This is a genomic window from Agrobacterium vacciniicorymbosi, assembly GCF_040427045.1.
Taxonomy (GTDB): Bacteria; Pseudomonadota; Alphaproteobacteria; order Rhizobiales; family Rhizobiaceae; genus Agrobacterium.
This window is the reverse complement of the sequence record NZ_JBETMF010000005.1, coordinates 146,745-172,634: the sequence shown is the minus strand read 5'-3', so window position 1 is coordinate 172,634 and position 25,890 is coordinate 146,745. Positions and strand designations below refer to the sequence as shown.

Annotated in this window: 19 protein-coding genes and 4 pseudogenes; 4 read left to right on the top strand and 19 right to left on the bottom strand. The window is 56.9% G+C overall.

The features are described 5' to 3' along the window. Nucleotides 1-12: 12 nt before the first annotated feature. A complete protein-coding gene (locus tag ABUK73_RS10045) occupies nucleotides 13-1,092 on the top strand; it encodes an ABC transporter ATP-binding protein (protein WP_353577154.1) in 1,080 nt (359 codons plus the stop codon). A gap of 122 nt (nucleotides 1,093-1,214) precedes the next feature. Here the strand turns inward: ABUK73_RS10045 and ABUK73_RS10040 are convergent, their stop codons facing one another. The 5 genes from ABUK73_RS10040 to hutI are packed head-to-tail and all read right to left on the bottom strand — an operon-like array spanning nucleotide 1,215 to nucleotide 7,053. Further along, nucleotides 1,215-1,766 (bottom strand): HutD/Ves family protein, encoded by a 552-nt coding sequence (locus ABUK73_RS10040; protein WP_353577153.1) that lies wholly within the window; start codon nucleotides 1,764-1,766, stop codon nucleotides 1,215-1,217. 6 nt (nucleotides 1,767-1,772) lie between these two features. After that, entirely contained in the window at nucleotides 1,773-3,446 is a 1,674-nt protein-coding gene (hutU, locus tag ABUK73_RS10035; protein WP_353577152.1) for a urocanate hydratase, read from the bottom strand. After that, entirely contained in the window at nucleotides 3,443-4,261 is an 819-nt protein-coding gene (gene hutG / locus ABUK73_RS10030) for an N-formylglutamate deformylase (protein ID WP_353577151.1), read from the bottom strand. Before hutG ends, hutU begins: the two co-directional genes overlap by 4 nt. Then, complete coding sequence (gene hutH, locus ABUK73_RS10025) at nucleotides 4,262-5,797, bottom strand: histidine ammonia-lyase (RefSeq protein ID WP_353577150.1); 1,536 nt, start codon at nucleotides 5,795-5,797, stop codon at nucleotides 4,262-4,264. Beyond that, nucleotides 5,794-7,053: an imidazolonepropionase gene (gene hutI / locus ABUK73_RS10020; protein ID WP_353577149.1), complete on the bottom strand. Its 1,260-nt coding sequence runs from the start codon at nucleotides 7,051-7,053 to the stop codon at nucleotides 5,794-5,796. Before hutI ends, hutH begins: the two co-directional genes overlap by 4 nt. Before the next feature lie 120 nt (nucleotides 7,054-7,173). Here hutI and ABUK73_RS10015 point away from each other — a divergent pair, with 120 nt between their 5' ends. After that, complete coding sequence (locus ABUK73_RS10015) at nucleotides 7,174-8,520, top strand: formimidoylglutamate deiminase (RefSeq protein WP_353577148.1); 1,347 nt, start codon at nucleotides 7,174-7,176, stop codon at nucleotides 8,518-8,520. Nucleotides 8,521-8,583: 63 nt separating this feature from the next. Next, entirely contained in the window at nucleotides 8,584-9,309 is a 726-nt protein-coding gene (hutC, locus tag ABUK73_RS10010; RefSeq protein WP_353577147.1) for a histidine utilization repressor, read from the top strand. A 23-nt stretch (nucleotides 9,310-9,332) separates the two neighbouring features. On the opposite strand, the gene ABUK73_RS10005 is transcribed toward hutC, so the two are convergent. The 14 genes and pseudogenes from ABUK73_RS10005 to ABUK73_RS09950 all read right to left on the bottom strand — a co-directional run bounded on the left by ABUK73_RS10005 (nucleotide 9,333) and on the right by ABUK73_RS09950 (nucleotide 23,676). Continuing rightward, on the bottom strand, nucleotides 9,333-10,025 hold the full coding sequence (locus ABUK73_RS10005; RefSeq protein ID WP_113086669.1) for a ParA family protein: 693 nt from the start codon (nucleotides 10,023-10,025) through the stop codon (nucleotides 9,333-9,335). Nucleotides 10,026-10,144: 119 nt separating this feature from the next. Next, entirely contained in the window at nucleotides 10,145-11,233 is a 1,089-nt protein-coding gene (locus ABUK73_RS10000) for a protein-glutamate methylesterase/protein-glutamine glutaminase (protein ID WP_353577146.1), read from the bottom strand. Between the two features lie 9 nt (nucleotides 11,234-11,242). Next, a complete protein-coding gene (locus tag ABUK73_RS09995) occupies nucleotides 11,243-12,070 on the bottom strand; it encodes a CheR family methyltransferase (protein WP_353577280.1) in 828 nt (275 codons plus the stop codon). 35 nt (nucleotides 12,071-12,105) lie between these two features. After that, nucleotides 12,106-12,600, bottom strand: a complete 495-nt coding sequence (locus tag ABUK73_RS09990) for a chemotaxis protein CheW (RefSeq protein WP_113086666.1) — start codon at nucleotides 12,598-12,600, stop codon at nucleotides 12,106-12,108. Nucleotides 12,601-12,603: 3 nt separating this feature from the next. Then, a pseudogene (locus ABUK73_RS23375) lies at nucleotides 12,604-13,671 on the bottom strand (methyl-accepting chemotaxis protein); the annotation flags it as partial. Nucleotides 13,672-13,803: 132 nt separating this feature from the next. Further along, a pseudogene (locus ABUK73_RS23370) lies at nucleotides 13,804-14,292 on the bottom strand (MCP four helix bundle domain-containing protein); the annotation flags it as partial. Between the two features lie 378 nt (nucleotides 14,293-14,670). Continuing rightward, a pseudogene (locus tag ABUK73_RS23365) lies at nucleotides 14,671-15,823 on the bottom strand (methyl-accepting chemotaxis protein); the annotation flags it as partial. Nucleotides 15,824-15,907: 84 nt separating this feature from the next. After that, a pseudogene (locus ABUK73_RS23360) lies at nucleotides 15,908-16,336 on the bottom strand (methyl-accepting chemotaxis protein); the annotation flags it as partial. A 220-nt stretch (nucleotides 16,337-16,556) separates the two neighbouring features. Then, a complete protein-coding gene (locus ABUK73_RS09975) occupies nucleotides 16,557-18,566 on the bottom strand; it encodes a HAMP domain-containing methyl-accepting chemotaxis protein (protein WP_454892353.1) in 2,010 nt (669 codons plus the stop codon). An 89-nt stretch (nucleotides 18,567-18,655) separates the two neighbouring features. Continuing rightward, nucleotides 18,656-20,470, bottom strand: coding sequence for a methyl-accepting chemotaxis protein (locus ABUK73_RS09970; protein ID WP_353577143.1), 1,815 nt, complete (start codon nucleotides 20,468-20,470; stop codon nucleotides 18,656-18,658). Between the two features lie 11 nt (nucleotides 20,471-20,481). Beyond that, nucleotides 20,482-21,012 carry a chemotaxis protein CheW gene (locus ABUK73_RS09965; protein ID WP_353577142.1) on the bottom strand — a complete coding sequence of 177 codons (531 nt, stop codon included), beginning with the start codon at nucleotides 21,010-21,012 and terminating at the stop codon, nucleotides 20,482-20,484. Continuing rightward, nucleotides 21,009-23,000 carry a chemotaxis protein CheA gene (locus tag ABUK73_RS09960; protein WP_353577141.1) on the bottom strand — a complete coding sequence of 664 codons (1,992 nt, stop codon included), beginning with the start codon at nucleotides 22,998-23,000 and terminating at the stop codon, nucleotides 21,009-21,011. The genes ABUK73_RS09965 and ABUK73_RS09960 overlap by 4 nt, the downstream gene beginning before the upstream one ends. Next, nucleotides 22,997-23,365: a response regulator gene (locus ABUK73_RS09955; RefSeq protein ID WP_113086660.1), complete on the bottom strand. Its 369-nt coding sequence runs from the start codon at nucleotides 23,363-23,365 to the stop codon at nucleotides 22,997-22,999. Before ABUK73_RS09955 ends, ABUK73_RS09960 begins: the two co-directional genes overlap by 4 nt. Continuing rightward, nucleotides 23,362-23,676: an STAS domain-containing protein gene (locus ABUK73_RS09950; RefSeq protein ID WP_353577140.1), complete on the bottom strand. Its 315-nt coding sequence runs from the start codon at nucleotides 23,674-23,676 to the stop codon at nucleotides 23,362-23,364. Before ABUK73_RS09950 ends, ABUK73_RS09955 begins: the two co-directional genes overlap by 4 nt. Nucleotides 23,677-24,541: 865 nt before the next feature. On the opposite strand from ABUK73_RS09950, the gene ABUK73_RS09945 reads away from it, so the two are divergent. After that, the gene (locus ABUK73_RS09945; RefSeq protein WP_113086658.1) at nucleotides 24,542-25,777 is read left to right on the top strand and encodes an ABC transporter substrate-binding protein; all 1,236 of its coding nucleotides are present in this window, start codon (nucleotides 24,542-24,544) and stop codon (nucleotides 25,775-25,777) included. Nucleotides 25,778-25,890: the final 113 nt, after the last annotated feature.

The following is a 25,890-nucleotide window of genomic DNA, read 5'->3' as shown; positions in this document are numbered from 1 at the left end:
GGAACAACATAAATGGCAACGCTTTCACTCAACAACGTTCGCAAGTCTTATGGTGCACTCGAAGTGCTGCATGGCATCGACATCGAGCTTGAAGACGGCGGTTTTCTTGTGCTGCTGGGGCCTTCCGGCTGCGGCAAGTCCACGCTTCTCAATATCATCGCCGGTCTTGATGAAACCTCGAGTGGTGACATCGCCATAGGCGGGCGCTCGGTTTCTAATTTGCCGCCGAAGGATCGCAATATCGCAATGGTGTTTCAGTCCTACGCGCTTTACCCGACGATGTCGGTGGAGCGAAATATTGGCTTTGGCCTGGAAATGCGCGGCATCGACGCTGCACAACGGCGCGAGGCCGTTACGCGTGCGGCGGATATGCTGCAGGTCACGCATCTGCTGGATCGCAAACCGGCAAACCTCTCCGGTGGCCAGCGCCAGCGTGTTGCGATGGGTCGTGCAATCGTCCGCGACCCGGATTTGTTTCTGTTCGATGAACCTCTTTCAAATCTGGATGCCAAGCTCAGGGTGGAGATGCGGACCGAGATCAAGCGCCTGCATGAACGATTGGGCACGAGCATCGTCTACGTCACCCATGACCAGATAGAGGCAATGACACTCGCGACCAAAGTGGCCGTCATGAAAGGCGGACACATTCAGCAACTGGCCGATCCGCGCACGATCTATGAACGCCCGGCCAACATGTTCGTCGCCGGTTTCATCGGTTCACCTGCGATGAATTTTTTGAAAGGGCGACTGGTGAGTAGCGAGTCTGGTTGGCAATTCAAGGCAGAAGACGTTTTGCTTGACCTTGGCCGCAGCGATACGAAACTGACAGAACAAGACGTGATCCTCGGTGTTCGCCCGGAAGAATTGAAAGTCGCCCACGACGACAAGGCCAAAGTCTTCCGCGGCCACATCGATGTCGTTGAGCCCACCGGTCCAGACACCATGCTCACCACCCTCATAGGCGGCCAAACCGTGATTGCACGAATAGAGCCGCGTTTTGCCGGAAAAAGAGGGGACTCAATCTCTTTCACCGTCGATCCTGAAAGCGTCAATCTCTTCGACCCGCAGACGCAGATCAGACTACCTTGGTGAAGCAATCGAATATGAGAATGCGGAGACTATCGCCATGCCGGTAAAAGAACGTATGGGCAGCAATCGGCAGGAATCCTTTCCATAGTTTAGGAAAACTAAATTATGGACGGCGTTGCCGACGCTCAAGAGAGATGAATCACCAGAGTAGAGGCACTGTCATCGCGGTCCAGTTCCAGCAGGCCTCCTGCCGTGAGAAGCAAGCAGTCTGTGGGAGCCAGAAATTCCAGCCCGTCCTTTTTGCAGGCGTTGAGGGCGAACACGAGTGTCACGCCGATATTGACTGCCTCGACTGGTCCCGATGGCTGACGTGTAACCGAACATGTCGCCTTACCACGGCGTGTCATGATGTTGAGATCGGTGATGGGCCCACCCAGCAGCATTGCCGTTGTGGGTGCGTCGGCGGCGAAGCTGTGCGGTGGTGAATCTGGCTGTAACTCAACTGGGTCTGATCCTTCGACGGAAAGCAAAATGCCCTCTCCGTCTAAGACAATCAGAGTTCGATCGACGTTTTCGAAGGTGGAAAAGGCTCCGTCCTCGACAACGGCAGCCATGCTGATACGCCAGTCGAAATCATCAAGGGATGCGTTCGAAGGAAAGACGGCGATCTCCACCGTCTCTCCCTTGCCGTTTTTCCACGGCATGCGCTTGTAATCACTGGCCCGCAGGATTTTCATGGGGGTTCAGTTCCCCAGAATGCCGGGCAGGCGAAGACCCTTTTCCTTGGCGCAATCCAGCGCGATGTCATAGCCCGCATCGGCATGGCGCATGACGCCGGTGGCCGGGTCGTTCCACAGCACCCGCTCGATACGACGTGCGGCATCATCCGATCCGTCGCAGCAGATGACCACACCCGAGTGTTGCGAAAAGCCCATGCCAACGCCGCCGCCATGGTGCAAGGATACCCATGTCGCGCCTGACGCGGTGTTGAGAAGTGCGTTCAGGAGCGGCCAGTCGGACACGGCGTCCGAGCCATCCTTCATGGCTTCCGTCTCGCGGTTGGGTGAGGCGACGGAGCCTGAATCGAGATGGTCGCGGCCAATGACGACGGGGGCGGAAAGTTCGCCGTTCTTGACCATTTCGTTAAACGCCAGCCCGAGGCGGTGGCGATCACCCAGGCCGACCCAGCAGATGCGTGCTGGCAGACCCTGAAACGCGATACGCTCGGCGGCCATGTCCAGCCAGTTGTGCAGGTGCTTATTGCCGGGCGTCAGTTCCTTGACTTTGGCGTCGGTCTTGCGAATGTCTTCCGGATCGCCCGACAGCGCGGCCCAGCGGAACGGGCCGATGCCGCGGCAGAACAGCGGGCGGATATAGGCCGGTACGAAGCCCGGAAAGGCGAAGGCATTTTCCAGGCCCTCATCCTTGGCAACCTGGCGGATGTTATTACCGTAGTCGAAGGTCGGGATGCCCATGTCCTGGAAGGCGATCATCGCTTCGACATGTTCGCGCATGGAAGCACGCGCCGCCGTCTCAACCGCTTTCGGATCGCTCTCGCGCTTTTCCTTCCACTCAGCCATCGTCCAGCCCTTGGGCAGATAACCGTTGATGGGATCATGTGCCGAGGTCTGATCTGTGACCATATCCGGGCGGATGCCGCGACGGACCATTTCCGGCAGAATTTCCGCGGTGTTACCGAGAAGGCCGACCGATTTGGCCTCACCAGCGGCGGTCCAGCGCTGGATCATCTCCATGGCTTCATCAAGCGTTTCGGCGCGGGCATCGACATAGCGGGTGCGCAGGCGGAAATCGATGGAATCGGGATTGCATTCGATAGCAAGGCAGCAGGCACCGGCCATGACGGCGGCGAGTGGCTGGGCACCGCCCATGCCGCCGAGACCACCGGTCAATACCCATTTGCCCGTGAGGTTGCCGCCATAATGCTGGCGACCGGCCTCCACGAAGGTCTCATATGTGCCTTGTACGATACCCTGGCTGCCAATGTAAATCCACGAGCCAGCGGTCATCTGGCCATACATGGCAAGACCCTTCTTATCCAGCTCGTTGAAATGGTCCCAGGTTGCCCAATGCGGCACGAGGTTGGAGTTGGCGATGAGAACGCGCGGCGCATCCTTGTGTGTGCGGAACACGCCGACCGGCTTGCCGGACTGCACCATCAGCGTTTCGTCTTCGTTGAGGTCACGTAGCGTTTCGACAATCTTGTCGAAATCCGCCCAGGTGCGGGCGGCACGGCCAATGCCGCCATAAACCACCAGCTCATGCGGGTTTTCCGCCACTTCAGGGTCGAGATTGTTCATCAGCATGCGCAGCGGCGCTTCGGTCATCCAGGATTTCGCCGTCAGTTCGGTGCCGCGAGCAGCGCGCACGTCGCGAATGTTGTGACGAGGATTGGTCATTTCGTTTCCCCTCTTTGTGTAGAAAGTGTCAGCGCAAACGCTTCGATGCGCGCAAGAATGTCTTTGAGATGAAGACGGAGAGTCTCGGCCTTGGCTTCGTGATAAGCAAAGGGCGTAGCTTCGGTCGTCAAATGAGTGGACTGCGCCAGTTCCATCTGAATGGCGTGAACGCCGGTCTCTGGTCTGCCATAATGACGTGTCGTCCAGCCGCCCTTGAAGCGACCGTTCAGAATGCTGGTGTAACCTTGCGCCTTGGAGGCCACGTCGAATGTTGCCGCTTCGATAGCCGGATCGCAGGTCTTGCCCATATCCGTGCCGACATTGAAGTCCGGCAGCTTGCCTTCAAAGAGGAACGGGATATGCGAGCGAATGGAGTGGCAATCGTAGATAACGGCTACCCCATGAATTGCCTTGACCCGCTCTACCTCTGCCAAAAAAGCCGCATGATAGGGCGCATGGAACTCGGCCAGACGTGCGGCGATATCCGCTTCCGTCGGCTCCTGATTGTCTTTCCAGATCGGTAGGCCATCGAAATCCGTATCTGGAATAAGACCCGTGGTGTTCTGGCCGGGATAAAGGCTCGCGCCTTCAGGGTCGCGATTGGCATCGATGACGTAGCGGTGGAAGGTGGCGCGCACGGTCGTCACGTCAGGCAGCAGGCCGTCATAGAGGCGGTGGATGTGCCAGTCGGTATCGGCGAGCAGACGACCGGTGTCGTTCAGTCGATCCCAGATCGCAGGCGGCACAAAGGTGCCAGTGTGTGGGAAACCGAGAATAACGGGTGATGAACCCTGTTTGACTTCAAAGACGCTCATTTACGCCTCCAGAACCGGAAGAATACCCGAAGAAACCGCAGCGTTGAGCGCACCGGTGGCGATCAGATCGCTGGCCGCCTTCAGGTCGTTTGCCATGTAGCGGTCGATTTCCAATGTCGGCACGACCTTGCGGATTGCAGCGATGGCATTGGTCAGTTCCGGGCTGGTGGTAAGCGGTGCACGGAAATCGATACCTTGCGCCGCCGTCAGCGCCTCAATGCCGATGATGGAGAAGAGATTGTCGGTCATCTGCAACAGGCGGCGGGCACCATGGCAGGCCATGGAGACATGGTCCTCCTGATTGGCCGATGTCGGCGTGGAATCGACGGAAGCCGGGTGCGACATCTGCTTGTTTTCAGACATCAGCGCGGCAGACGTCACCTCGGCAATCATCAGGCCGGAGTTAAGGCCGGGCTTCTTGGCGAGAAAGGCGGGCAGCCCGTAGCTGAGCGCGGGATCAACCAGCAGCGCAATACGGCGCTGTGCAATCGCACCGATTTCGCAGATGGCGAGCGCGATCTGGTCGGCAGCAAACGCCACCGGTTCGGCGTGAAAATTGCCGCCGGAAACGACGGAATTGTCCGAAAGCACCAGCGGATTGTCCGTTACCGCGTTGGCTTCGATTTCGAGCGTGCGAGCAACCGAGCGCAGAAGATCGAGGCAGGCGCCATCGACCTGCGGCTGGCAGCGGATGCAATAGGGGTCCTGAACGCGCTCGTCGCCTTCGATATGGCTGTCGCGGATGACCGAGCCTTTGAGCAGGCCGCGCAAGGCAGAAGCCGCATCGATCTGGCCCTTGTGGCCACGAAGCGTGTGGATATCGGGATGGAAAGGTGCAGATGAGCCCATGGCGGCATCGGTGGAAAGAGCGCCGGTAATCAGGGCTGATTGGGCGGCGCGGTGGGCGCGGAACAGCCCAGCCAGCGCAAGCGCTGTGGAAACCTGCGTGCCGTTGATGAGCGCGAGGCCTTCCTTGGCGGCTAGAATGACGGGTGTGAGACCGGCTCGCTCTAGGGCTGTGCGGCCATTCAGCCGCTCGCCATCGAAGAAAGCTTCCCCTTCGCCCATCATCACCGCAGCCATATGCGCCAGCGGCGCGAGGTCGCCGGATGCGCCGACAGAGCCTTTTTCCGGAATGACCGGGATGACGCCCTTTTCCAGCATGGATTCGATCAATCGCACCAGTTCAAGCCGCGTGCCGGATGCACCGCGCCCCAGCGAGATAAGCTTCAACGCCATGATCAGACGCACGATGTTGTCCGCCAGCGGCTGGCCGACACCGCAGCAATGGGAAAGGATGAGGTTGCGCTGCAGGGTGGCGACGTCGGCAGCATCGATCTTGATGCTCGCCAGTTTGCCGAAACCGGTGTTAATGCCGTAGACAGGCGCGTTGCCAGCGGCAATCTCGGCAATCCGGGCTGCGGCCTTTTCGATGCCCGCGTCGAAGGAGCGGTCGAGACGGGCGGGCTCGCCTGTCCAGTAAATCTGCTCCAGCTCTTTCAGGGAAACGTGGCCGGGCGTGAGGGTGATGGTCATCGATCTATTCTCTTTCCCTTGAAGACATGTGTGAAAAGCGGGTTGAAGCCGATGCGATAGACGAGCTCGGCGGGGCTTTCGATCGACCAGACGGCGAAGTCCGCAGACTTTCCGACCTCGATCGTGCCGGTTTCCCCCAGCAGGCCAAGCGCGCGGGCGGCTTCGCGTGTCGCACCGGCGACGCACTCTTCGACGGTTAGGCGAAACAGCGTTGCTGACATGTTCATCGTCAACAGCAGCGAGGTGAGCGGGGATGTTCCGGGGTTGCTATCGGTGGCAATTGCAATGCGCGTTCCCGCTGCCCGAAGGGCAGCGACCGGCGGCTTACGGGTCTCGTTGATGGCGTAGAAAGCACCGGGCAGCAGCACCGCAACCGTTCCGGCCTCCGCCATCGCACGCGCGCCGTCTTCGTCCAGATACTCCAGATGATCCGCCGAGAGCGCGCCATAGGAGGCGGCGAGCTTTGCGCCGCCGAGATCGGAAAGCTGCTCCGCGTGGAGTTTGACGGGAAGGCCCAAAGCCTTGGCTTCATCGAACACGCGAACGATTTCGTCCGGCGAGAATGCGATCCCCTCGCAGAAACCATCGACCGCATCAATCAGCCGTTCCGCGCGACCCTGCCGCAGCCCAGGAAGCACGACTTCATCGATATAATCAGCGTTGCGGCCTGTGTACTCGACCGGCACAGCGTGGGCAGCCAGATAGGAGGTGACGACGCGGACTGGCCGGATCGTTTCCAGCATGCGGGCGGTCTTCAGCATGCGCAGTTCGGCAGCGATGTTGAGACCGTAACCGGATTTGATCTCGATGGTCGTTACACCTTCCGCAAGCAGCGTATCGAGACGGGGCAATGCCGCCTCGACAAGTTCTTCCACCGAAAGCGCGTTGGTTGCCTTGACGGACGAAACGATGCCTCCACCGGCGCGCGCAACTTCTTCATAGGTCGCACCCTCAAGGCGCATTTCAAATTCGCGGGCGCGATTGCCGCCATAGACGAGGTGGGTGTGGCAGTCGATCAGGCCGGGTGTCAGCCAGCGCCCGCCGAGATCGTGAACGGTCACGCCCTTCGCCATGTCGGCTGGCACAGCATCCGCGTCGCCCACCCAGGCAATCCGACCGTCCCTCACGGCGATAGCGCCATTTTCAATCACGCCGAGGCCTGTCTTCGCGGCGTCGAGTGTCGCGATGCGGGCGTTGAGCCACAGGCTGGGCGGCGCATCAGCGGACCTGTTTATCGAAAAATTGTTTCCGGGCATCAGATTTACGCCTTTCATTTGCCGATAACATGTCTATACATAATAAGTGTCTTGGCAAGACAAAAATTGAAATCGCCGCGAGATGATGGTCTGGATGTCTCGCAATCGGGAGAAGGCTAAATGAACGCGATCCATGCAAAATCAGCGCTGTTGACCAGCGGCTGGGCGCGCGACGTGCGTTTCGAGATCATGGACGGAACGATCCATTCGCTGACGGTTGGTGTCGAGCCGCAACCCGGCGATGACCGAAAATCCGTGTTGCTGCCAGCCATGCCCAACCTGCACAGCCACGCATTCCAGCGTGCGATGGCGGGTCTGGCCGAAATCCGTGGGCCTGCCGACGACAGCTTCTGGAGCTGGCGCACCGTTATGTACAAGTTTGCCCTGTCTATGACGCCGGATCACGTCGAGGCGGTCGCAGCACAGCTTTATATGGAAATGCTCGAAGCCGGCTTCTGCCGTGTCGGCGAGTTTCATTATCTGCACAATGATCAAGACGGTTCTCACTACGCCAACATCGCCGAGATGGCGGAACGCATCGGCGCTGCTAGTGCTGCCACCGGTATCGGTCTGACATTACTGCCGGTCTTTTACGCCCATTCCGGATTTGGCGGTCAGGCACCTCTCGAGGGGCAACGGCGCTTCATTCATTCCGTTGAAAGTTATGGGCGGCTGATGGAGGGCGCCGCCAGTGTGGTGGCAGGCTTGCAGGGCGGCGTTCTGGGCATAGCCCCACACAGCCTGCGCGCAGTAACGGGTGCAGAACTTGAGGCCATCCTTCCGCTCGCTGCCAATGGGCGGATCCATATTCACGTTGCCGAGCAAGTGAAAGAGGTTGAAGATTGCGTTGCATGGTCGGGCGCAAGGCCTGTCGAATGGCTCTTTGACCACGCGGCTGTCGATGATCGTTGGTGCCTGATCCACGCGACACATATGACTGCCGACGAAACGCGCAGAATGGCAAGAAGCGGTGCTGTTGCAGGGCTGTGCCCCATAACCGAAGCCAATCTGGGTGACGGCGTTTTCCCTGCGCCGTCCTTCCTTGAAGACGGTGGACGCTACGGCATCGGGTCGGATTCGAACATCCTGATCTCTGCGCCGGAAGAGTTGCGAATGCTGGAATATTCACAGCGTCTGGCACTGCGGGCGCGTAATGTGGTGGCCGATGCGGGCGGTTCCACAGGGCGCAAGCTGTTCGAACAGGCGCTCTTGGGCGGCAATGCCGCGCTTCAATCCAAATGCGGACTCGTAGAAGGCGGTGCAGCCGATATGGTGGCGCTGGACACGAGTGCTGTACCTTATCTCTCCGAGGACCAGCTGCTCGACCACTGGGTGTTTGCTGGCGGTGTTATGGTGGATGCCGTCTGGTCTGCGGGGCGCAAACAGGTCGAAGGCGGGCAGCATGTTCGCCGCGCCGAAATTTCCCGCCGATTTCATGCGGCAATGGCTGATCTTCTGTCGCGCTGATGTTCCCGTTTCACCCGGTTTGAGTTAGGTCTATCGCTTGGATTCCATTGAGAGCGACCACGCGTGACAAAAGACACAGGCAGGGATGAAACCCTTCACCAGCGCATATTGAACGACATCGAAGGTCGCATCATGTCCGGAGAATGGCAGCCTGGCCATAGGCTTCCGTTTGAGGTGGACATGGCTGCCGCCTATTCCTGTTCCCGCATGACCGTCAACAAGGTCATGAGCCAGCTTGCCAAATCCGGGCTGATCGAGCGACGCAAGAAATCCGGTAGCTTCGTAACGCAGCCACGCGCCCAATCTGCTATTCTCGATATCCATGATATCAAGGAGGAGGTCCGGACCCTCAATCTAGCCTATCGCTACAAGGTGCTGTCGCTGAAGAAGCGGCAGGCGAGCGCAGAGGACAGCACCCGCCTGACCCTGTCCAAGCCGCATGCCGTGATTGAGGTGACATGCCTGCACTATGCAGGTGAACAGCCATTTTGCCTGGAAGAGCGCCTCATCTCTCTAGCCGCCGTGCCGCAGGCGGCTGATTTTGATTTCGAAAGCCTGGCGCCCGGTCCCTGGCTGTTGTCGCAAATTCCATGGACGACCGCGGAACATCGCATTCAGGCAATTACAGCAGGACCAAAAGAGACGAAGAACCTCGACATTTCCCCAAAAGATGCGTGCCTTTTGATCGAACGTTTGACTTGGGGCCCGAACGGCCCGGTGACCTATGTGCAACTGACCTATCCCGGCAATCGCCATGTGGTTACCGCGCAATTCAAGCCCGGTGGATGATCGAAGAGGCGACTAGCGTCGCCTCAAGCCGCCGAGGAATATCTCGCGATTGACTGCGCTGGCAGAAGCCTCAGAACGTCTTCGGCAAATGCGTTTGCATTTTGCAGGGCTTTGTCGAGGTTACTGACCTGAGAGGGGCTCATCATGTGGAGGTAGCCGCCGAATTCGAACATGTCCCGGAAGGCGGCGCGTTCGATGATAGGGGTGTTCAGCACGTTCACGTCGCGTTTTGCCAACAATGCCTTTGCCGCCAGCAGCGCGCGTGTCGTGACCATGGAGTTGACGCGGGAAAGGACGACGGAATGGGGGATTTTGATGGAGGCGCGGTCGTCGAGATAGCGGAGGAGTTCAAGAACCTGTGCCCCGCCCTGTGCATCCATGGTGCTTCCCTGAACGGGTATCAGCACATGGTTTGAAAGGCCGACCGCTGTTGCGAGAAGGGGAGACTGGGCGCCGGGGAGATCGATGATGACGTGGTCGAATTTTCTGCGGTTGTCCAGAACATGCTGCTGCAGGCTGGATGCGGAAACATAGGTGATGACGGAGAGGTCGACACGATAGTCGGCTGCTTCCCGCCACTTGGAAAGCCAGCGCTGCGGATCGGTATCGATAACGCAAATCTTCAACCCGCGACGTGCCAGTTCCGAAGCCAGCAGCAGAACTGCCGTCGTTTTGCCAGCGCCGCCCTTAGTATTTGCGAAAGTAATAACCGCCATAACCATATCCCGTAATGGGTGCGGCGCTCATCGCCCATGTGAAGCGCCAGAATCATGGCGCTCATCAATCATTAACCAATATGGTTAACAGGGACTGAAGATTGCAGGGCTACTTCCGGTTAGCGGCGACGGTCTTCCGAGAGGATTTCACGGGCGATATGATCTAGCGGAACGGTTTTATCGACGCCGCCGTGCGCAATCGCTTCTTTGGGCATGCCAAAGACAACGGACGAAGCCTCGTCCTGCGCGACGGTGAAAGCGCCAGCCTGATGCATTTCAAGCATTCCACGCGCGCCATCATCGCCCATTCCTGTCATGATCACGCCCATGGCGTTGGAGCCTGCCGAGCGCGCAGCGGAACGGAAAAGCACATCCACCGAGGGGCGGTGACGGGAGACGAGGGGGCCGTTTCGAACGGAAACATAATAGCGTGCGCCCTGCCGTTCCAGCAGCATGTGCTTGTCGCCGGGAGCAATCAGCACATGACCGCGCAGAACCGGATCGCCATCCTCCGCTTCCTTGATTTCGACCTCGCACAGCGTGTTCAGACGTCTGGCAAAGGCGGCGGTGAATTTTTCCGGCATATGCTGGACGATGACCATGCCCGGCGAATTGGCAGGCAGTTTTTCCAGCATCTCACGCAAGGCTTCTGTACCGCCGGTCGAGGCACCAACACAGACGACCATTTCTGTCGTTCGCGCCATGGCGCGGCCAGAGGGCGGCGGGGGTAAAACGGCATCTGCGGTCAGCTTGGCCTGCGGTCCGCTCGCAGCCGCAGACCGGGCAGCTTTGACGCCCGTCACCCTCGCATGGGCAGCACTTTTCACGACTTCGCAAATGCGCAGAGCCGACTCTGCCAGATGATCGGCAGCACCGATGCGTGGTTTGAGAATGATATCTACGGCCCCTGCTTCCAGTGCCTGAAGCAGTGTTTCCGAGCCTGCTTCCGTCAGTGAAGAACACATGACGACGGGTATGGGGTGTTGCGACATGATTTTGCGCAGGAAGGTAATGCCGTCCATTCGCGGCATTTCCACATCCAGCGTTATCACATCAGGCAAGTCTTCCTGTATCTTCTTGGCGGCCATATAGGGATCGGATGCTGCGCCGATCACCTCTATGGCAGGGTCGGCCTCAAGCACCGCCGTCAGTGTCTGACGCACACTGGCAGAATCATCGACAATCAGGACACGCGTTTTTTTCACCATGTTACGCCATTACTGTTTCATAAATACGGTATTGGCAACCTGCTTGACGGGAAGATTGATGCCGGTCACGCTTTCAGAATGGCCAATCAGAAGATAGCCGCCGGGCATCAGGCATTTGCACAGCTGGGTCAGCACATGCGCCTGCGTCTTCTTGTCGAAGTAGATCAATACGTTTCGGCAGAAAATGATCTGATAGGGATCGCCCACATCATAGCTGGGGTTCATGAGGTTGAGCCTGGCGAAACCGACTTTCGAGCGCAGTTTGGGTGTTATGCGCACCTCGTCGCGGTGCTTGTCCCTCGCAGGCATCACGTATTTTCGTGCGAGATCTGAGGGGACGGGTTCGACCAGATCTCTGGCATAAATGCCGCTATGCGCCTTTTTCAGCACATCCGTGGAAAGGTCGGTTGCCAGAATGCTGTAATCCGAGATGACCTTTCTCTCGACAGCCTCAGCCATGACCATGGCCATGGTATAGGGCTCCGCTCCGGTCGAGCAGGCAGCACTCCAGGCCCGAATGCGCTGATGCCCCTTCTCCACCAAGGCGGGCATGGCGACCTGTTCCATAAAGTCGAAATGGTTCGGCTCGCGGAAAAAGTCGGTTTTGTTGGTCGTCACCACATCGATGAGGAAAACGGATTCTGTTTCCATACCGCCATGGCGAAAGAGAAAGTCGCAATAGGCGCTGAAACTTGGGCAGCCAGTGGCCCTCAGCCGCTTGCGCAAACGGCCTTCCAGCATTGAGCGCTTGCTGTCTGGCATTTTGATGCCGCAATAATTGTAAATGAACTCGGCAAGCTGACGAAAATCTCGCGAACTCAGATTGTCGTCAAACATACTGTAAGCGGGGGCATTCAAATGTCTTTACTCCATTAAGCAGCGCGAACAGGGCCATTGTTGATTTGGGCAAGGCTACCGGCCTCGCTGGAGAAAAGCTCGGCAAGGTCGATGATGACGACGAAGTCACCTTCGCGCCGGACCACGCCAGCGATGTAGGCCGAATTCCAGCGCACACCGATATCAGGTGCGGTCTCGATGTTCTCGTGCCGGAAGGGGGTGACTTCAAAGACCTTGTCAGCCACCAGCCCCAGTGCCAGAAATTTGCCACCCACAGGAATGTCCAGCACCAGAATGCGGGTATGCGGCGTCTTGACCGTTCTGCTCATGCCAAGACGCAGGCGCAGGTCGATGACTGGCACGCCGTGTCCGCGCACATCCCTGAGACCCAGCAGGTAATCCGGCCCATGGGGGATTTTGAACGCCTCTTCATGGTCGAGAATTTCTCGCACGACATCGACGGGGACGGCGAAGACCTCCTCGCCGAGACTGAACGTTACATACTGGGTGTCAGAAGATGTGATAGCCATGGTTTAAGCGCTTTCCCGGAAATCCGCGTCGTTGGCATCAGGACCGCCCATGGACATGTCCAGTGCGAAACCCTTTGCGCGTTCCTGTTGTGTCCTCACGGTATGATCGTAGGTAGCCTTGCGAGCTGGTGCCTTCTGAGGCGCTCTATGCTGCTGGAATGCAGGCTGCTTTGCAGCAGATGGTGTTGCACGACCATTGCTACGCTCGACTTTGAAGAAGGCGATGCTCGTCTGCAACTCTTCGGCCTGTGCTGCCAGTTCCTCGGATGTCGCGGACATTTCTTCAGACGCACTGGTGTTCTGCTGTGTTACCTTGTCCAGCTGCTGGATCGCTTCGTTGATCTGGCCAGCACCAATGTCCTGCTCGCGGCAGGCTGCAGAAATCTCGGCAACCAGTTCTGCGGTCTTGCGAATATCCGGTACCAGACGGTTCAGCATTTCACCGGCATCGGCGGCAGCCTTTACCGTATCGCTGGACATGGAGCTGATTTCCGCAGCGGCTGACTGGCTGCGCTCGGCAAGTTTGCGAACTTCGGAAGCAACGACCGCAAAGCCCTTGCCATGTTCACCGGCGCGTGCGGCTTCAACGGCTGCGTTCAGGGCGAGAAGGTCTGTCTGGCGCGCAATTTCCTGAACGATGGAAATCTTTTCAGCAATCGTGCGCATGGCGACAACGGCCCGTCCAACGGCGGCGCCACTGGCTTCCGCGTCCGTGGAGGACTGACGTGCGATCTTCTCCGTCTGTGCAGCGTTTTCAGCGTTCTGGCGAATATTGGCGGCCATCTGTTCCATCGAAGCGGATGCTTCTTCCGTGGAGGATGCCTGTTCGGTTGCGCCCTGGGAGACCTGTTCGGAGCTTGCAGACAGTTCCTGGCTACCGGTGGAAACGTTCTCTGCAGCCGAGATGGAATCGGACACGACGCCGCGCAGACGCTCGATCATCGTGTTGACGTGCTCGAGAAGCGTGCCGATTTCATCGCGCGTGGTGATGACGGCCATGTTCGTAAGATCGCCTTCGGAGACATTGCGAACGGACGTGATCGCTTTGTTAAGGCCGCGGCTGATGGAGATGGAAATCAGGACCGCTGAAATCACAGAGATGATGGCGGCGACGACAGCCAGGCTGAGAAGTGTCGTGAAGGTGTTGTTGTAAGCGTCTTCGCTTAGCTTGTCAGATGCCGTAATACCTTCTTCCGTCAAGACGGCGAGGTTTTCGGTCATGGCATCGAGCTTTTCTGACGCAACAGTTCCGTCGTTCTGGTTGAGTTCCAGTGCCTGCTCACGATTGTTGGCTTTTACCAAATTGATGACGCGATCCTGAAGGGCTGTGAAGTCACCCCAGAAATCGCGGATCTCAGCCCATTTCGGCTTGAACTCGTCAGACGCGCTCTGCTCGCCAGCTGTAAGGGCGTCTGTAAAGTTTTTGCGCTCGGTTTCGATCATCTTCAACGCGTTTTGCACGCGCTCAGACGATGTTGAAAGAAGCAAATCGCTTTCGGCAAGACCAAGGCCGTCGAACGCGCCTGCAATATCATTGGCGATGTCGTCCTGTCGGATCGGGCCGCTGATCATGCTGTCCTTGAGACCGTCCATCTGTCTTAAGCCGTTAATGCCGAAGACAGCGCATGCGCCCATAAGAAGGACGAGAAGTCCAAATATCAGGCCGAGTTTCAGTTTGATTGTAAGCCGCATGGTAGGTCCTCTATGCAACGATTGAGACGATGAACATCCGGGTGTTTGCCACCCCGAAATCGCGGCTTAAGTGATACACTCACTCTCCGCGACAGGTTGCACGACAGTCATCGTCGCATTGTTCTCAAGGGTTCGGAAAAAGTTCTCCGAACCCTTTTTTTGGTTGTTGTCACGCGCTTTCGCGGAAGTCGGCGTCGCTAGCATCCGGGCCGCCCATCGACATATCAAGCGCGAAACCCTTTGCGCGGGCCTGTTGTGCCTGAATGGACTGATCTGGACGGCTCGCGGCGGCTGTGGGCTTTGCTACGGCACGATGTGCAGGAGCAGCGGCGCGTGGGGCAGCATAGGTGTTTTGTGCCTGTCGCGCGTCGCTGCGCTCCACCCTGAAGAATGCAATGCTTGCCTGAAGTTCTTCTGCCTGCGCTGCCAGTTCTTCCGATGTTGCGGACATTTCTTCCGAAGCGCCAGAGTTCTGCTGAGTCACTTGATCGAGTTGCTGGATCGCCTCGTTGATCTGGCTTGCGCCAATATCCTGTTCGCGGCATGCGGCAGAGATTTCCGATACGAGTTCGGCAGTCTTGCGGATGTCTGGAACCAGACGGTTCAGCATTTCACCGGCTTCGGTCGCAACCTGAACCGTTTCGCCAGAGAGCGAAGAAATTTCAGCGGCTGCGGCCTGGCTGCGTTCTGCGAGCTTGCGGACTTCAGATGCGACGACTGCAAAGCCCTTGCCATGTTCCCCGGCGCGTGCGGCTTCCACAGCGGCATTGAGAGCGAGAAGGTCGGTCTGACGGGCGATTTCCTGAACGATGGAAATCTTCTCGGCAATGGTGCGCATGGCGTGGACAGCACGGCCAACAGCCTCGCCGCTGGCTTCGGCGTCCTTGGAAGACTGGCGCGCAATCTTTTCCGTCTGGGCGGCGTTGTCGGCGTTCTGTTTGATGTTGGCGGCCATCTGCTCCATCGAAGCGGATGCTTCTTCAGCAGAGGATGCCTGTTCGGTTGCACCATGCGAAAGCTGTTCAGAGCTTGCAGACAGTTCCTGGCTACCGGAAGAAACATTGTCGGCAGCCGACAGCGCATCGGCAACCACACCACGCAGGCGTTCGACCATACGCTGGAGCGCCATTCCCAGTGTATCTCTGTCGGAAAGTGGCTTTGGCGTAATCGTCAGATCGCCATTTGCGATGAGGTCGGCAACCTCAGAGGTTTTCCGCAGATTAACGACCATGCTGCGCATCGCCAGGCCGAGGGTGTCCTTGTCGGACAATGGCTTTACATCTTCCGACAAATCGCCAGCAGCAATCGTGTTGGCGACGTTGGCGGTAGCGCGCAGATTGGCGGTCATGACGTTCATGCTATCGACGAGATCTTTGATTTCGTCATTCGTTTTGATTTCGATATTCTGATCCAGATCGCCAATAGCAATATTGCGTGAGGCGAAGATTGCCTTGGAAAGGCCGCGGTTGATGCCAAAGGCAATGAAGAATGCGGCTACAATTGCGATGACGATGGCTACTCCAGAGATCGTCGTGATCATCGTCCAGGTGTCGCTGTAAAGGGTGTTGGTGTCGGTATCGGCCTTTCTCATCTGGCCCTTGTTAGCTTCCACCCGCTGATCGATGATGCCACCGATCTTGTCGCTGGCCTGGCGGCCTTCATTTTTCGCCATGGTCAAGCCGGCCTGCATATCTCCCGACCGGACAAGTTTGCGGATCTGGTCATCGATCTGGAAAAGATTATTTCCAAGGGCTTCAACTTCGCGCCATTGCGCCCGACCCTCGTCTGTCGATGCTGCCTTTTCAAGCCATTCAACTTTTTCGAGGAATTCCTTGCGATACATATCGCTGTTTTGAATGGACTTTTCAGCGATAGTCAGGTTGTCGGCCGTTGTCATGTTCATTTGCGAACGGGTCAGGCGAAGCTGAATTCTGCCCACTTCCTGAGCTGCTTCAAGGCGAGCTGCTGGGCCAGCGATAAGATCGGTGATCGCGTTGTTGAGGTTATTGAGGCTGTTTAACGAGTAAACTGACGTTCCGGCCATCATTAAAATGATGACCCCGAATGCAATTGCTAGCTTAAGTTTGATGGTCAGGCGCATGAAACAGATCCTTTATAATACTATCTAAAATACAGCCCTCATCATAATTTGGCTGCCGATTGGGAACCCGCTTCGTAAAAATGAATACGAAGCGGGGATATTTGGGCGTTACGCGCTTTCGCGGAAGTCTGCGTCGTTGGCATCTGGTCCGCCCATCGACATATCAAGCGCGAAACCTTTTGCGCGCCTGTTGTGACTGAACCGAATGATCTGGAGCAGGGCGACGCACTGGAGCCGACTTTGCGGCAGGGCGAGGCGCAGGAGCCGCAGAGCGTGCAGGAGCCTGTGCCCTTGGAGCATGGCTCGCGCCAGCACGGTCCACTTTGAAGAAGGCGATGCTTGCCTGAAGCTCTTCGGCCTGTGCTGCCAGTTCTTCAGATGTTGCAGACATTTCTTCGGAAGCGCCGGAGTTCTGCTGCGTGACAAGGTCAAGCTGCTGGATGGCTTCGTTGATCTGGCTGGCACCGATATCCTGTTCGCGGCATGCGGCAGAGATTTCCGAGACGAGTTCGGCAGTCTTGCGGATGTCGGGAACCAGACGGTTCAGCATGTCGCCGGCTTCGGTCGCAACCTGAACCGTTTCGCCAGAGAGCGAAGAGATTTCAGCGGCGGCGGCCTGGCTGCGTTCTGCCAGCTTGCGGACTTCGGAAGCAACGACCGCAAAGCCCTTACCATGTTCACCGGCGCGTGCGGCTTCAACAGCGGCATTGAGAGCGAGAAGGTCGGTCTGGCGTGCGATTTCCTGAACGATGGAAATCTTCTCGGCAATGGTGCGCATGGCCGAAACAGCACGACCCACGGCTTCGCCACTGGCTTCCGCATCCTTGGAAGACTGGCGAGCAATCTTCTCGGTCTGGGCAGCGTTATCGGCGTTCTGCTTGATGTTGGCTGCCATCTGCTCCATCGAAGCGGATGCTTCTTCGGCAGAGGATGCTTGCTCGGTTGCACCCTGTGAAAGCTGTTCAGAGCTAAATGACAGTTCCTGGCTACCGGAAGACACGTTATCTGCGGCGGAAATTGCATCTGTAACCACGCCACGCAGACGCTCAACCATTGACCTCAAGGCGATGCCCAGAACGTCGCGGTCTGAAAGCGGCTGCGGAATGCTGGTGAGGTCGCCATTGGCAATCTTGTTTGCAACACTCGATGTTTCTCTCAGATTGGCAACCATGCTGTACATCGCCAGCCCCAACGTATCCTTTTCGGAAAGAGGGATGACATCCTTGGTCAAATCTCCTGCCGCAATCGTATTTGCGACTTCTGCAGTCGAGCGCAGGTTAACGACCATGTTGCGCATCGCCAATCCGAGCTTGTCCTTCTCGGAAAGCGGCTTGACGTCCTGCGAAAGGTTTCCTGTCGCGATTGTATCGGCAACATCAGCCGTTACACGCAGGTTTCCAGTCATCGCGTTCATGCTGTCAACGAGTTCTTTGATCTCGTCAGCAGAGTTGATTTCGACTGTCATGCTCAGGTCGCCAACAGCAACGGCATTTGCCAGTTCAACAGCGGAAACGATATTGCGTTTGATAGCGCGCGTAATGATGACGACAATTGCGATTGCAAGGAGCGTAATGGCGATGCTCACGCCAATCATGATCATGGTCAGCTGGCTGAATAGGTCTAGGCCATCCTGCTTCAATTGTGCTGCTGCTGTCAGTTGATAGTCCGAGAGCTTGGATATGCCTTCTGTCGTAGGGTCGATGGACTGATAGAGATCATTCTTTGCGAAGGTTTCGAGCGCCTGGGTGTCGCGATTGACCAGAATCTTCCTCAGGCGTTCAGCAGCCTGATTGGCATGTTTCATTTCTTCCTTGACGGTTTCAACGATTTTGGCTTCGTCTTCCGTCAGTTTGGTCGAGAGGTAAGCCGACCAATGCTGTTTGATCGCGTCCGTGGCATGGTCGAGATTTTTCAACGCAACGTCAAAGTCAAGAGTGCCGTTCATCAGTTTTTGAGTCGTATCGACGACGTTGATAGCATAGGCGTCGGCGACAACATTCAACTGCTGAAGAGGGACGACACGATCGTCATAGATCGTCGACATAGAGTTCGTCATGCTGCTCATGCCGTAATAACCTGCCCCACCCACCGCAGCAGCAATGCACAGTCCAGATGTAATCTGGATCGCTAGGATCTTGGCGGCGATGGACCGAAACATTGGCCGGGACTTCATTTTGCTCATTCCCCAAACTCTTCGAAATGTTGAATATTCGTCGATCATATTGCGGGGCCTACGCACGGCAGGCCCCGCAGGAGTTTGAATTACGCGCTTTCGCGGAAGTCAGCGTCGTTGGCATCTGGTCCGCCCATCGACATATCAAGCGCAAAACCCTTGGCGCGTGCCTGCTGTGACTGAACCGAATGATCTGGAGCAGGGCGACGCACTGGAGCGGACTTTGCGGCGGGGCGAGGTGCGGGAGCCGCAGAGCGTGCAGGAGCCTGTGCCCTTGGAGCATGGCTTGCGCCAGCACGGTCCACTTTGAAGAAGGCGATGCTTGCCTGAAGCTCTTCGGCCTGTGCTGCCAGTTCTTCAGATGTTGCAGACATTTCTTCGGAAGCGCCGGAGTTCTGCTGCGTGACAAGGTCAAGCTGCTGGATGGCTTCGTTGATCTGGCTGGCACCGATATCCTGTTCGCGGCATGCGGCAGAGATTTCCGAGACGAGTTCGGCAGTCTTGCGAATGTCTGGAACCAGACGGTTCAGCATTTCACCGGCTTCGGTCGCAACCTGAACCGTTTCGCCAGACAGCGAAGAGATTTCAGCGGCGGCGGCCTGGCTGCGTTCGGCCAGCTTGCGGACTTCAGATGCGACGACCGCAAAGCCCTTGCCGTGTTCACCGGCACGAGCGGCTTCGACAGCGGCGTTCAGAGCGAGTAGGTCTGTCTGGCGAGCGATTTCTTGAACGATGGAAATCTTTTCAGCGATAGTGCGCATGGCCGAAACAGCACGACCAACGGCCTCGCCACTGGCTTCCGCATCCTTGGAAGACTGGCGAGCAATCTTCTCGGTCTGGGCGGCGTTGTCAGCGTTCTGCTTGATGTTGGCAGCCATCTGTTCCATCGAAGCGGATGCTTCTTCAGCAGAGGATGCCTGTTCGGTTGCGCCCTGCGAAAGCTGTTCAGAGCTTGCAGACAGTTCCTGGCTACCGGAGGAAACGTTATCGGCGGCTGCGAGTGCATCGCCTACAACGCCACGAAGACGCTCAACCATGCGCTCCAGGGAAATGCCGAGCGTGTCCTTGTCGGAGAGCGGCTTCGGCGTGATCGTCAGATTACCGTCTGCGATTTCGTTGGCAACACTTGCGGTATTGCGCAGATTTCCGGTCATGATGTTGATGCGATTGACCAGATCCTTGATCTCGTCATTGGTCTTGATGTCGACATCCTGATTGAGGTCACCAACTGCGACGGCTTCAGCAACGGTCATGATCTTGCGCAGGCCATTGCTGATACCGACCGCGATCCAGAGTGCCGTACCTGCTGCGATGACGACAGCAATGATGGAGGCAGAAATCAGCAGAAACCGAGTGTTCTCATACTCGCTGGCAGCAGCTTGCTTTGCATTTTCAAGGCGGGTGCGGTTGTACTTGACTGTTTCATCAAGCTTCTGGGTGAGTTCGTTGGCTGCTACGCGACCGTCTCCACCGGAGTAAGCTGCCGCCGCTGCCGTGTTGCCTTCTGCAACAAGCTGACGGACACGGTCATCGCTTTCCTCGAACTTTTTCGTAGCAGCCTGAAGCGCTACCCATACAGACTGCATTTCCGGCGGTGCGGTGCTTGCCATGTCGTTGATGAGCGTGTTGAGCTGCTCACGGCTTTCGTTGCCTGCCGTCTTGAATGTCTGTACTTCTGCTGGAGATGTAGCGAGAATGATGTTTTTCTGCGCGCGTACCGTGACCAGTGCCAGTGCGTTGATCTGATGGACCTTGTCGAGACGAACGACGGTACCTTCCACCACCTGGTCCATTGCATCCTTTGCAACGCCAAGGCTAAAGATGCCGTATCCAGCAGTTCCCGCGAGCATCAAGATTAGGAATCCGAATGCGACGGCTAGTTTCATTTTGATGGTAAATCGCATTTTAGAATTCCTTAGAGTTCTACGATGTTGTTGCGGGAAGTGCCTTTCACGGATGTGTCGGGCTGTGACGTGAAGATCGCATTGAGATTGGGAAGGATGACGAATTCGCTTCCGCGTTTGACGAGGCATTTGATGTAGTCCGGCCTCCACCGCATGCCGACGCTTGGCGGCTGCTCGCTGGCGGATTTGGAGAAGGTCGTGACCTCGTAAACCTTGTCCGTGCGCAGGCCGACCAGCGTCCGTTCGCCTTCAATCGGTAGCTCGATGACAATGATGCGGCTGTCGATGGTTTTTTCAGCAGCACCCATGCCGAAGGCCAGACGGATATCGGCCAGCGGAATGACCTTGCCACGAAAATTGATGACGCTGGCCACGAATGGCTTGCTGCCGGGAACGGCGGTTTCAGGCAGAAGATCGAGAATTTCCTGAACCTGCACGGCTTCGATGGCAAAGGTTTCACCTTCGATGCTGAATGTCAGGACTTCGAGGTCGTCGCTGCTGCCCCACACGTCTTCGGGCTGTTTCAAAAGTGGCTGGTTCATCCGGCAATACGCATTTGCGCCTCCTGCTGCTGGCCTGCGGCCACGAGGTGTCCGACATCGAGAATGAGGGCGACGCTGCCATCACCCAGAATGGTTGCGCCTGAGAAGGTCGCGACATCGTGGTGCAGTTTCGACATCGCCTTGATGACCGTCTGGTGGTCGCCGATAATCTGATCGACGACGAGACCGACACGCTCCGATCCGGTGGAGATGACGACGACTTTCTGGAACTGGTCGGGCTTGGTGCCCGTATGGAAAAGCTCGCGAAGGCGAATGAACGGAACAAGGCTTTCCCGCAGCGAAATGAACGAGCGTCCGCGCGACTTGACGTCATTTTCAGGAGAAAGCTCAAGGCATTCTTCCACCGCAGACAGCGGAATGACGTAGCAGCCGGAGCCGACCCGCACGAGGAGGCCGTCGATGATCGCCAGCGTAAGCGGAATGGCAAGCGTGATTTCCGAACCTGCGCCGGGCGTGCTGGTGACGTTGATCGTTCCGCGCAGGGCTTCGATGGTCTTCTTCACCACATCCATGCCAACGCCGCGGCCGGACAGATTGGTGACCTGAGCAGCGGTTGAAAAACCGGGCTCGAAGATCATCTGCAGAAGTTCCTGATCCGTCAGCGTGGCGCCCGCTGCAACGAGGCCGGAGGATTCTGCCTTTGCCCGTACCCGCTGGCGATCAATCCCGCGGCCATCGTCGCGAATGGTGATGGTTACATCGCCGCCGGTCTGACGTGCGATCAGGGTTACCTGACCGGCAGGGCTCTTGCCCGCTGCAATACGTTCATCCGGGGTTTCAAGACCGTGGTCGCAGGAATTGCGCACGAGGTGCACGAGCGGATCGGCAAGACGTTCGATGACGGCCTTGTCGACTTCGGTGCTTTCACCTTCTGTCACAAGCTCGATCTGCTTGCCGGTTTCGCGCGCGAGATCGTGGACGAGGCGGCGGAAGCGGCCGAACAGCTGCGTGATGGGCACCATACGAAGCACCATCATCGTGTCGCGAAGCTCGCCAGAAAGGCGTTCTACATCTTCCGAGACGGAACGAAGCTGAATATCGACGCTGGTATTGGCCAGCTGCGACAGACGCGACTGGGCAATGACGAGTTCGCCGACGCGGTCCATCAATTCGTCAAGGCGCTCGGCAGGAACGCGAACGTTTTCGGCGCTCTTGTTCTGCTTGCCATCGGCGTTGGCTTGCGCGGCGGCAGGGTTTGCCTTGGCCGCCTCTTCGACCGGTGCCGGTGGCGGCACGATTTCTGCGGATGGAGCAGGCTCGCTCGAGATTTTTTTGACGTCGATTTCCATGTCGTCCATGACGAAGATGAAAACGTCGTCGATGGCCGAGCGCGGTTGATCCGTTGTCAGCGTAACCGACCAGGACAAATAAAGGTTGGTCGGGTCAATCGTATCAAGCGCGGGAATGCCTGCCGTGTTCGCAGCAATCGTGCATTCTCCAAGCTCAGCCAGTTCGTCCAGCAGGCCCAGCGGGTTGGTGCCATTGGCCATGGCATTGGCAGGCAGGCTGAAATCGATCTGCCATGTAGCGACGGATGGTTCGTCAGCCTTGGCGACCGCGGCTTTCTGGGACGTGTGCTGGACGGTGCTTGCGCCGGTTCCAACAGCTGCTTCCAGCTTTGCGAGCAGGCGATCACCCGTCTCAGGAAAAGCGGTTGCAGGATTGTCTACGAGGCGTCGCATGTGATCCTGAGCCTCAAGGACGGCTGCGATCAGTTCGCTGGTTGCAGGCACTTCTCCCTTGCGGACGCGGTCGAATGCGGTTTCGCAATGGTGGGTAAAGGCGGCCAATGCCTCGAAACCGAACATGGCTCCGGACCCCTTGAGGGTATGCAGGCCGCGGAATACGGCGTCGATCTGCCCTTGATTGGACAGGTCATGCAACAGGTCGAGCAGGCCGCTTTCGATCTGTTCGAAAAGCTCGGCTGCTTCTGTTCTGAAAACCTGAATGGGGTCCAGTATGGTCATCTACCAAGAACCTTCCTGACGATTTTGACGAGATTTTCCGGATCGAAAGGCTTGGTAACCCAGCCAGTGGCACCGGCGGCTTTTGCGCGTGCTTTCATATCCGCATCGGATTCCGTGGTCAGGAAGATGATCGGAATACCCGTATGAGCAGGCGACTGGCGCAGTGCCTCGATCATTTCCAGGCCGTTCATGTTCGGCATGTTGAGATCGGTAACGATGAGGTCGAATGAGCCGCCTTTTGCCTTGGTCAGACCATCTGCACCATCGACTGCTTCCGTGATCTGATATCCGGCATTCGTCAGGGCGATCTTCGTTGTCATTCTGATGCTTGCAGAATCATCGACGGTAAGAATGTTGGCGCTCATTGAATTTCCTTTCCATGCAGCCAGAAGAGGCGAGACGCCTCATCCATAGTCGTGAGGAAACCACCGCGCCGAAGCGTATCGACAATGCCGGGAGAGGCGGGTTTCGTCAGTGTGATGTATTTGCCTTCCGTCCGGGCATAGACTCTGGATGCCTCGATGAGCTGGATGAAGCTCAGATCGGCCTGAGCATCGTCAGGAATATCGACGGTGATGGCTTTGTTCGTCTTCAAAGCGTCGAGGAGGCTTTCATGCACGGCAGCCGCGCCGCGTATGGAAAGCGAGGGAGGTAAAGAGAGCAGTTCTGGTGTCATCAGTTTTTCCTAAACATCCTCGATCGTCTTCGATTCTATTTTCGCGTGCATGCTGCTTGACGCCGGACACGGTCCGGCAATCCTGCAATGGCTGCATTCTGGAGGCCTTTCGGCGGTAGGTCGGGTCTCAAGCGGAATGGCACAGGGCAACGAGCACGAAGTGAAAGACAAGTCTTTCGCTACCAAAGTAAGTCCTTGGTAAAGCCCAATGAAATTCAGAAACGTCCACGACTTCGCCGTCCCTGCCGAAGCAAGAAAGCGTTCCAAATCGATACATTTTTTGAGATTCGAGTCGGCGTCATGCAACTCGTCACGATAGGGTCACACTCATGACCGTCGTCATTATGTGTTTTGCATAGCTATCATATTAGCTTATTGATATCGTTCGATTGGTTAAGGCGTGGTTAATTGCGGTTGCGATTAGTCGCACGTATTTTAAGAGTTGTGGCGATATTGCCTTAATTTATTGAAATCTTTCAAAAATATGTTTTTCACTACTTTTGATATACATCAAGTCTGGCTTTGGTTGTTTAAATTTGATTTGTATTGTCGGGTTTTTACAGCCGCTTCAATGCGGTGAAATCTGCTGCAATACATGTTTTCCATTTGAACTCCTCTTAAAATAGATGTGTGCATCGATGATGGAATTTTAGGGCCAGCGACCTCTCATCGTGTTTGTTGTAATCTCGGCTCAAATTCGCCTGCTTGCCACCACGGCTATAGCAATGCCGGGCCAAAGCATACATCTAAAATATTGATTTAATTTACTTATTGAGCGCACGGTTTTTTTATCGATCATGCTGTTGCAGAACCATGATGTTTCGCATAGGTTTTTACGGCAACGTTTCAGTGAGGGAGGAGACTCATGCGCATTCGTTCTATTTTGGCCGCCTTGGCGGCTGGTGTCATGCTTCCGGCAGGTATAGCCGGAGCCACTGACCTCGAAGTGACGCACTGGTGGACATCGGGTGGTGAAGCCGCCGCGGTGGGAGAGCTGGCCAAGGCGTTTGATGCAACTGGAAATAAATGGATCGATGGCGCAATTGCTGGTTCCGGTGGTACCGCAAGGCCAATTATGATCAGCCGCATCACCGGCGGTGACCCAATGGGTGCAACCCAATTCAACCATGGGCGTCAGGCAGAAGAACTCGTTCAGTCGGGTCTGATGCGGGATCTCACGGATGTTGCGGAAAAAGGCAACTGGAAAGAGGTCATCAAGCCGGCCAGCCTGCTCGATAGCTGCACCATAGATGGCAAGATTTACTGCGCGCCTGTCAATATTCACTCCTGGCAGTGGTTGTGGCTTTCCAATGCTGCCTTCAAAAAGGCTGGCGTTGAAGTTCCGAAAAACTGGACTGAATTCATTGCCGCCGCTCCAGCGCTTCAAAAGGCTGGCATTCAGCCGCTCGCCCTGGGTGGGCAGGCTTGGCAGGCCAATGGTTTGTTCGACACGCTGATGATTTCGCTGGGCGGCAAAGACCTTTACGAAAAAGTCTATAAGGATAAGGACGCCGACGTCGCCGCTGGCGCGGACATGCAGAAAATCTTCGCTGCTGCCGATGAAGCCCGTAAGCTGACCAAGGGTTCGAACGTTCAGGACTGGAACCAGGCAACCAACATGGTCATCACCGGCAAAGCCGGCGGTCAGATCATGGGTGACTGGGCGCAGGGCGAGTTTCAGCTTGCCAACCAGAAAGCTGGCACGGACTATACTTGCCTCCCAGGGCTCGGCCTCAATGAATATTTGACAGCCAATGGCGACGCTTTCTATTTCCCGCTGCTGAAAGACGAAGCCAAGTCCAAGGCGCAGGAAGTTCTTGCCGAAGTCATCGTCGATCCCAAGACGCAGGTTGCGTTCAACCTGAAGAAGGGTTCCTTGCCGATCCGAGGCGACGTTGACCTTGGTGCGGCCAATGACTGCATGAAGAAGGGCCTGGCCATTCTGGCGAAGGGCAGTGTTCTTCCCAGCACCGATCAGCTGATTTCCGCCGATACGCAAAAGCAGAAAGAAGATTTGATGGCGGAGTTTTTCGCCAACGCATCTCTGACGGCTGAAGCGGCCCAGAAGCGTTTCGCTGATATCATCTCTTCTGCAGACTGATTGTACTGTCTGAACCGGGCGGTTCGCCTCACGGTTCAGACACCTCCTTGCCAGACCTTAAAACGCTGTTGTGGCGTGTCTGGAATGTGCCGCGGAATGGCTGCAAGCTACCC

Bases quoted from the DNA above. Each gene is read 5' to 3' on its own strand.
- ABUK73_RS10045 (WP_353577154.1), top strand. From the start codon at position 13: ATGGCAACGCTTTCACTCAACAACGTTCGCAAGTCTTATGGTGCACTC.
- ABUK73_RS10040 (WP_353577153.1), bottom strand. From the start codon at position 1,766: ATGAAAATCCTGCGGGCCAGTGATTACAAGCGCATGCCGTGGAAAAAC.
- hutU (WP_353577152.1), bottom strand. From the start codon at position 3,446: ATGACCAATCCTCGTCACAACATTCGCGACGTGCGCGCTGCTCGCGGC.
- hutG (WP_353577151.1), bottom strand. From the start codon at position 4,261: ATGAGCGTCTTTGAAGTCAAACAGGGTTCATCACCCGTTATTCTCGGT.
- hutH (WP_353577150.1), bottom strand. From the start codon at position 5,797: ATGACCATCACCCTCACGCCCGGCCACGTTTCCCTGAAAGAGCTGGAG.
- hutI (WP_353577149.1), bottom strand. From the start codon at position 7,053: ATGCCCGGAAACAATTTTTCGATAAACAGGTCCGCTGATGCGCCGCCC.
- ABUK73_RS10015 (WP_353577148.1), top strand. From the start codon at position 7,174: ATGAACGCGATCCATGCAAAATCAGCGCTGTTGACCAGCGGCTGGGCG.
- ABUK73_RS10005 (WP_113086669.1), bottom strand. From the start codon at position 10,025: ATGGCGGTTATTACTTTCGCAAATACTAAGGGCGGCGCTGGCAAAACG.
- ABUK73_RS10000 (WP_353577146.1), bottom strand. From the start codon at position 11,233: ATGGTGAAAAAAACGCGTGTCCTGATTGTCGATGATTCTGCCAGTGTG.
- ABUK73_RS09995 (WP_353577280.1), bottom strand. From the start codon at position 12,070: ATGTTTGACGACAATCTGAGTTCGCGAGATTTTCGTCAGCTTGCCGAG.
- ABUK73_RS09990 (WP_113086666.1), bottom strand. From the start codon at position 12,600: ATGGCTATCACATCTTCTGACACCCAGTATGTAACGTTCAGTCTCGGC.
- ABUK73_RS09975 (WP_454892353.1), bottom strand. From the start codon at position 18,566: ATGAAGTCCCGGCCAATGTTTCGGTCCATCGCCGCCAAGATCCTAGCG.
- ABUK73_RS09970 (WP_353577143.1), bottom strand. From the start codon at position 20,470: ATGCGATTTACCATCAAAATGAAACTAGCCGTCGCATTCGGATTCCTA.
- ABUK73_RS09965 (WP_353577142.1), bottom strand. From the start codon at position 21,012: ATGAACCAGCCACTTTTGAAACAGCCCGAAGACGTGTGGGGCAGCAGC.
- ABUK73_RS09960 (WP_353577141.1), bottom strand. From the start codon at position 23,000: ATGACCATACTGGACCCCATTCAGGTTTTCAGAACAGAAGCAGCCGAG.
- ABUK73_RS09955 (WP_113086660.1), bottom strand. From the start codon at position 23,365: ATGAGCGCCAACATTCTTACCGTCGATGATTCTGCAAGCATCAGAATG.
- ABUK73_RS09950 (WP_353577140.1), bottom strand. From the start codon at position 23,676: ATGACACCAGAACTGCTCTCTTTACCTCCCTCGCTTTCCATACGCGGC.
- ABUK73_RS09945 (WP_113086658.1), top strand. From the start codon at position 24,542: ATGCGCATTCGTTCTATTTTGGCCGCCTTGGCGGCTGGTGTCATGCTT.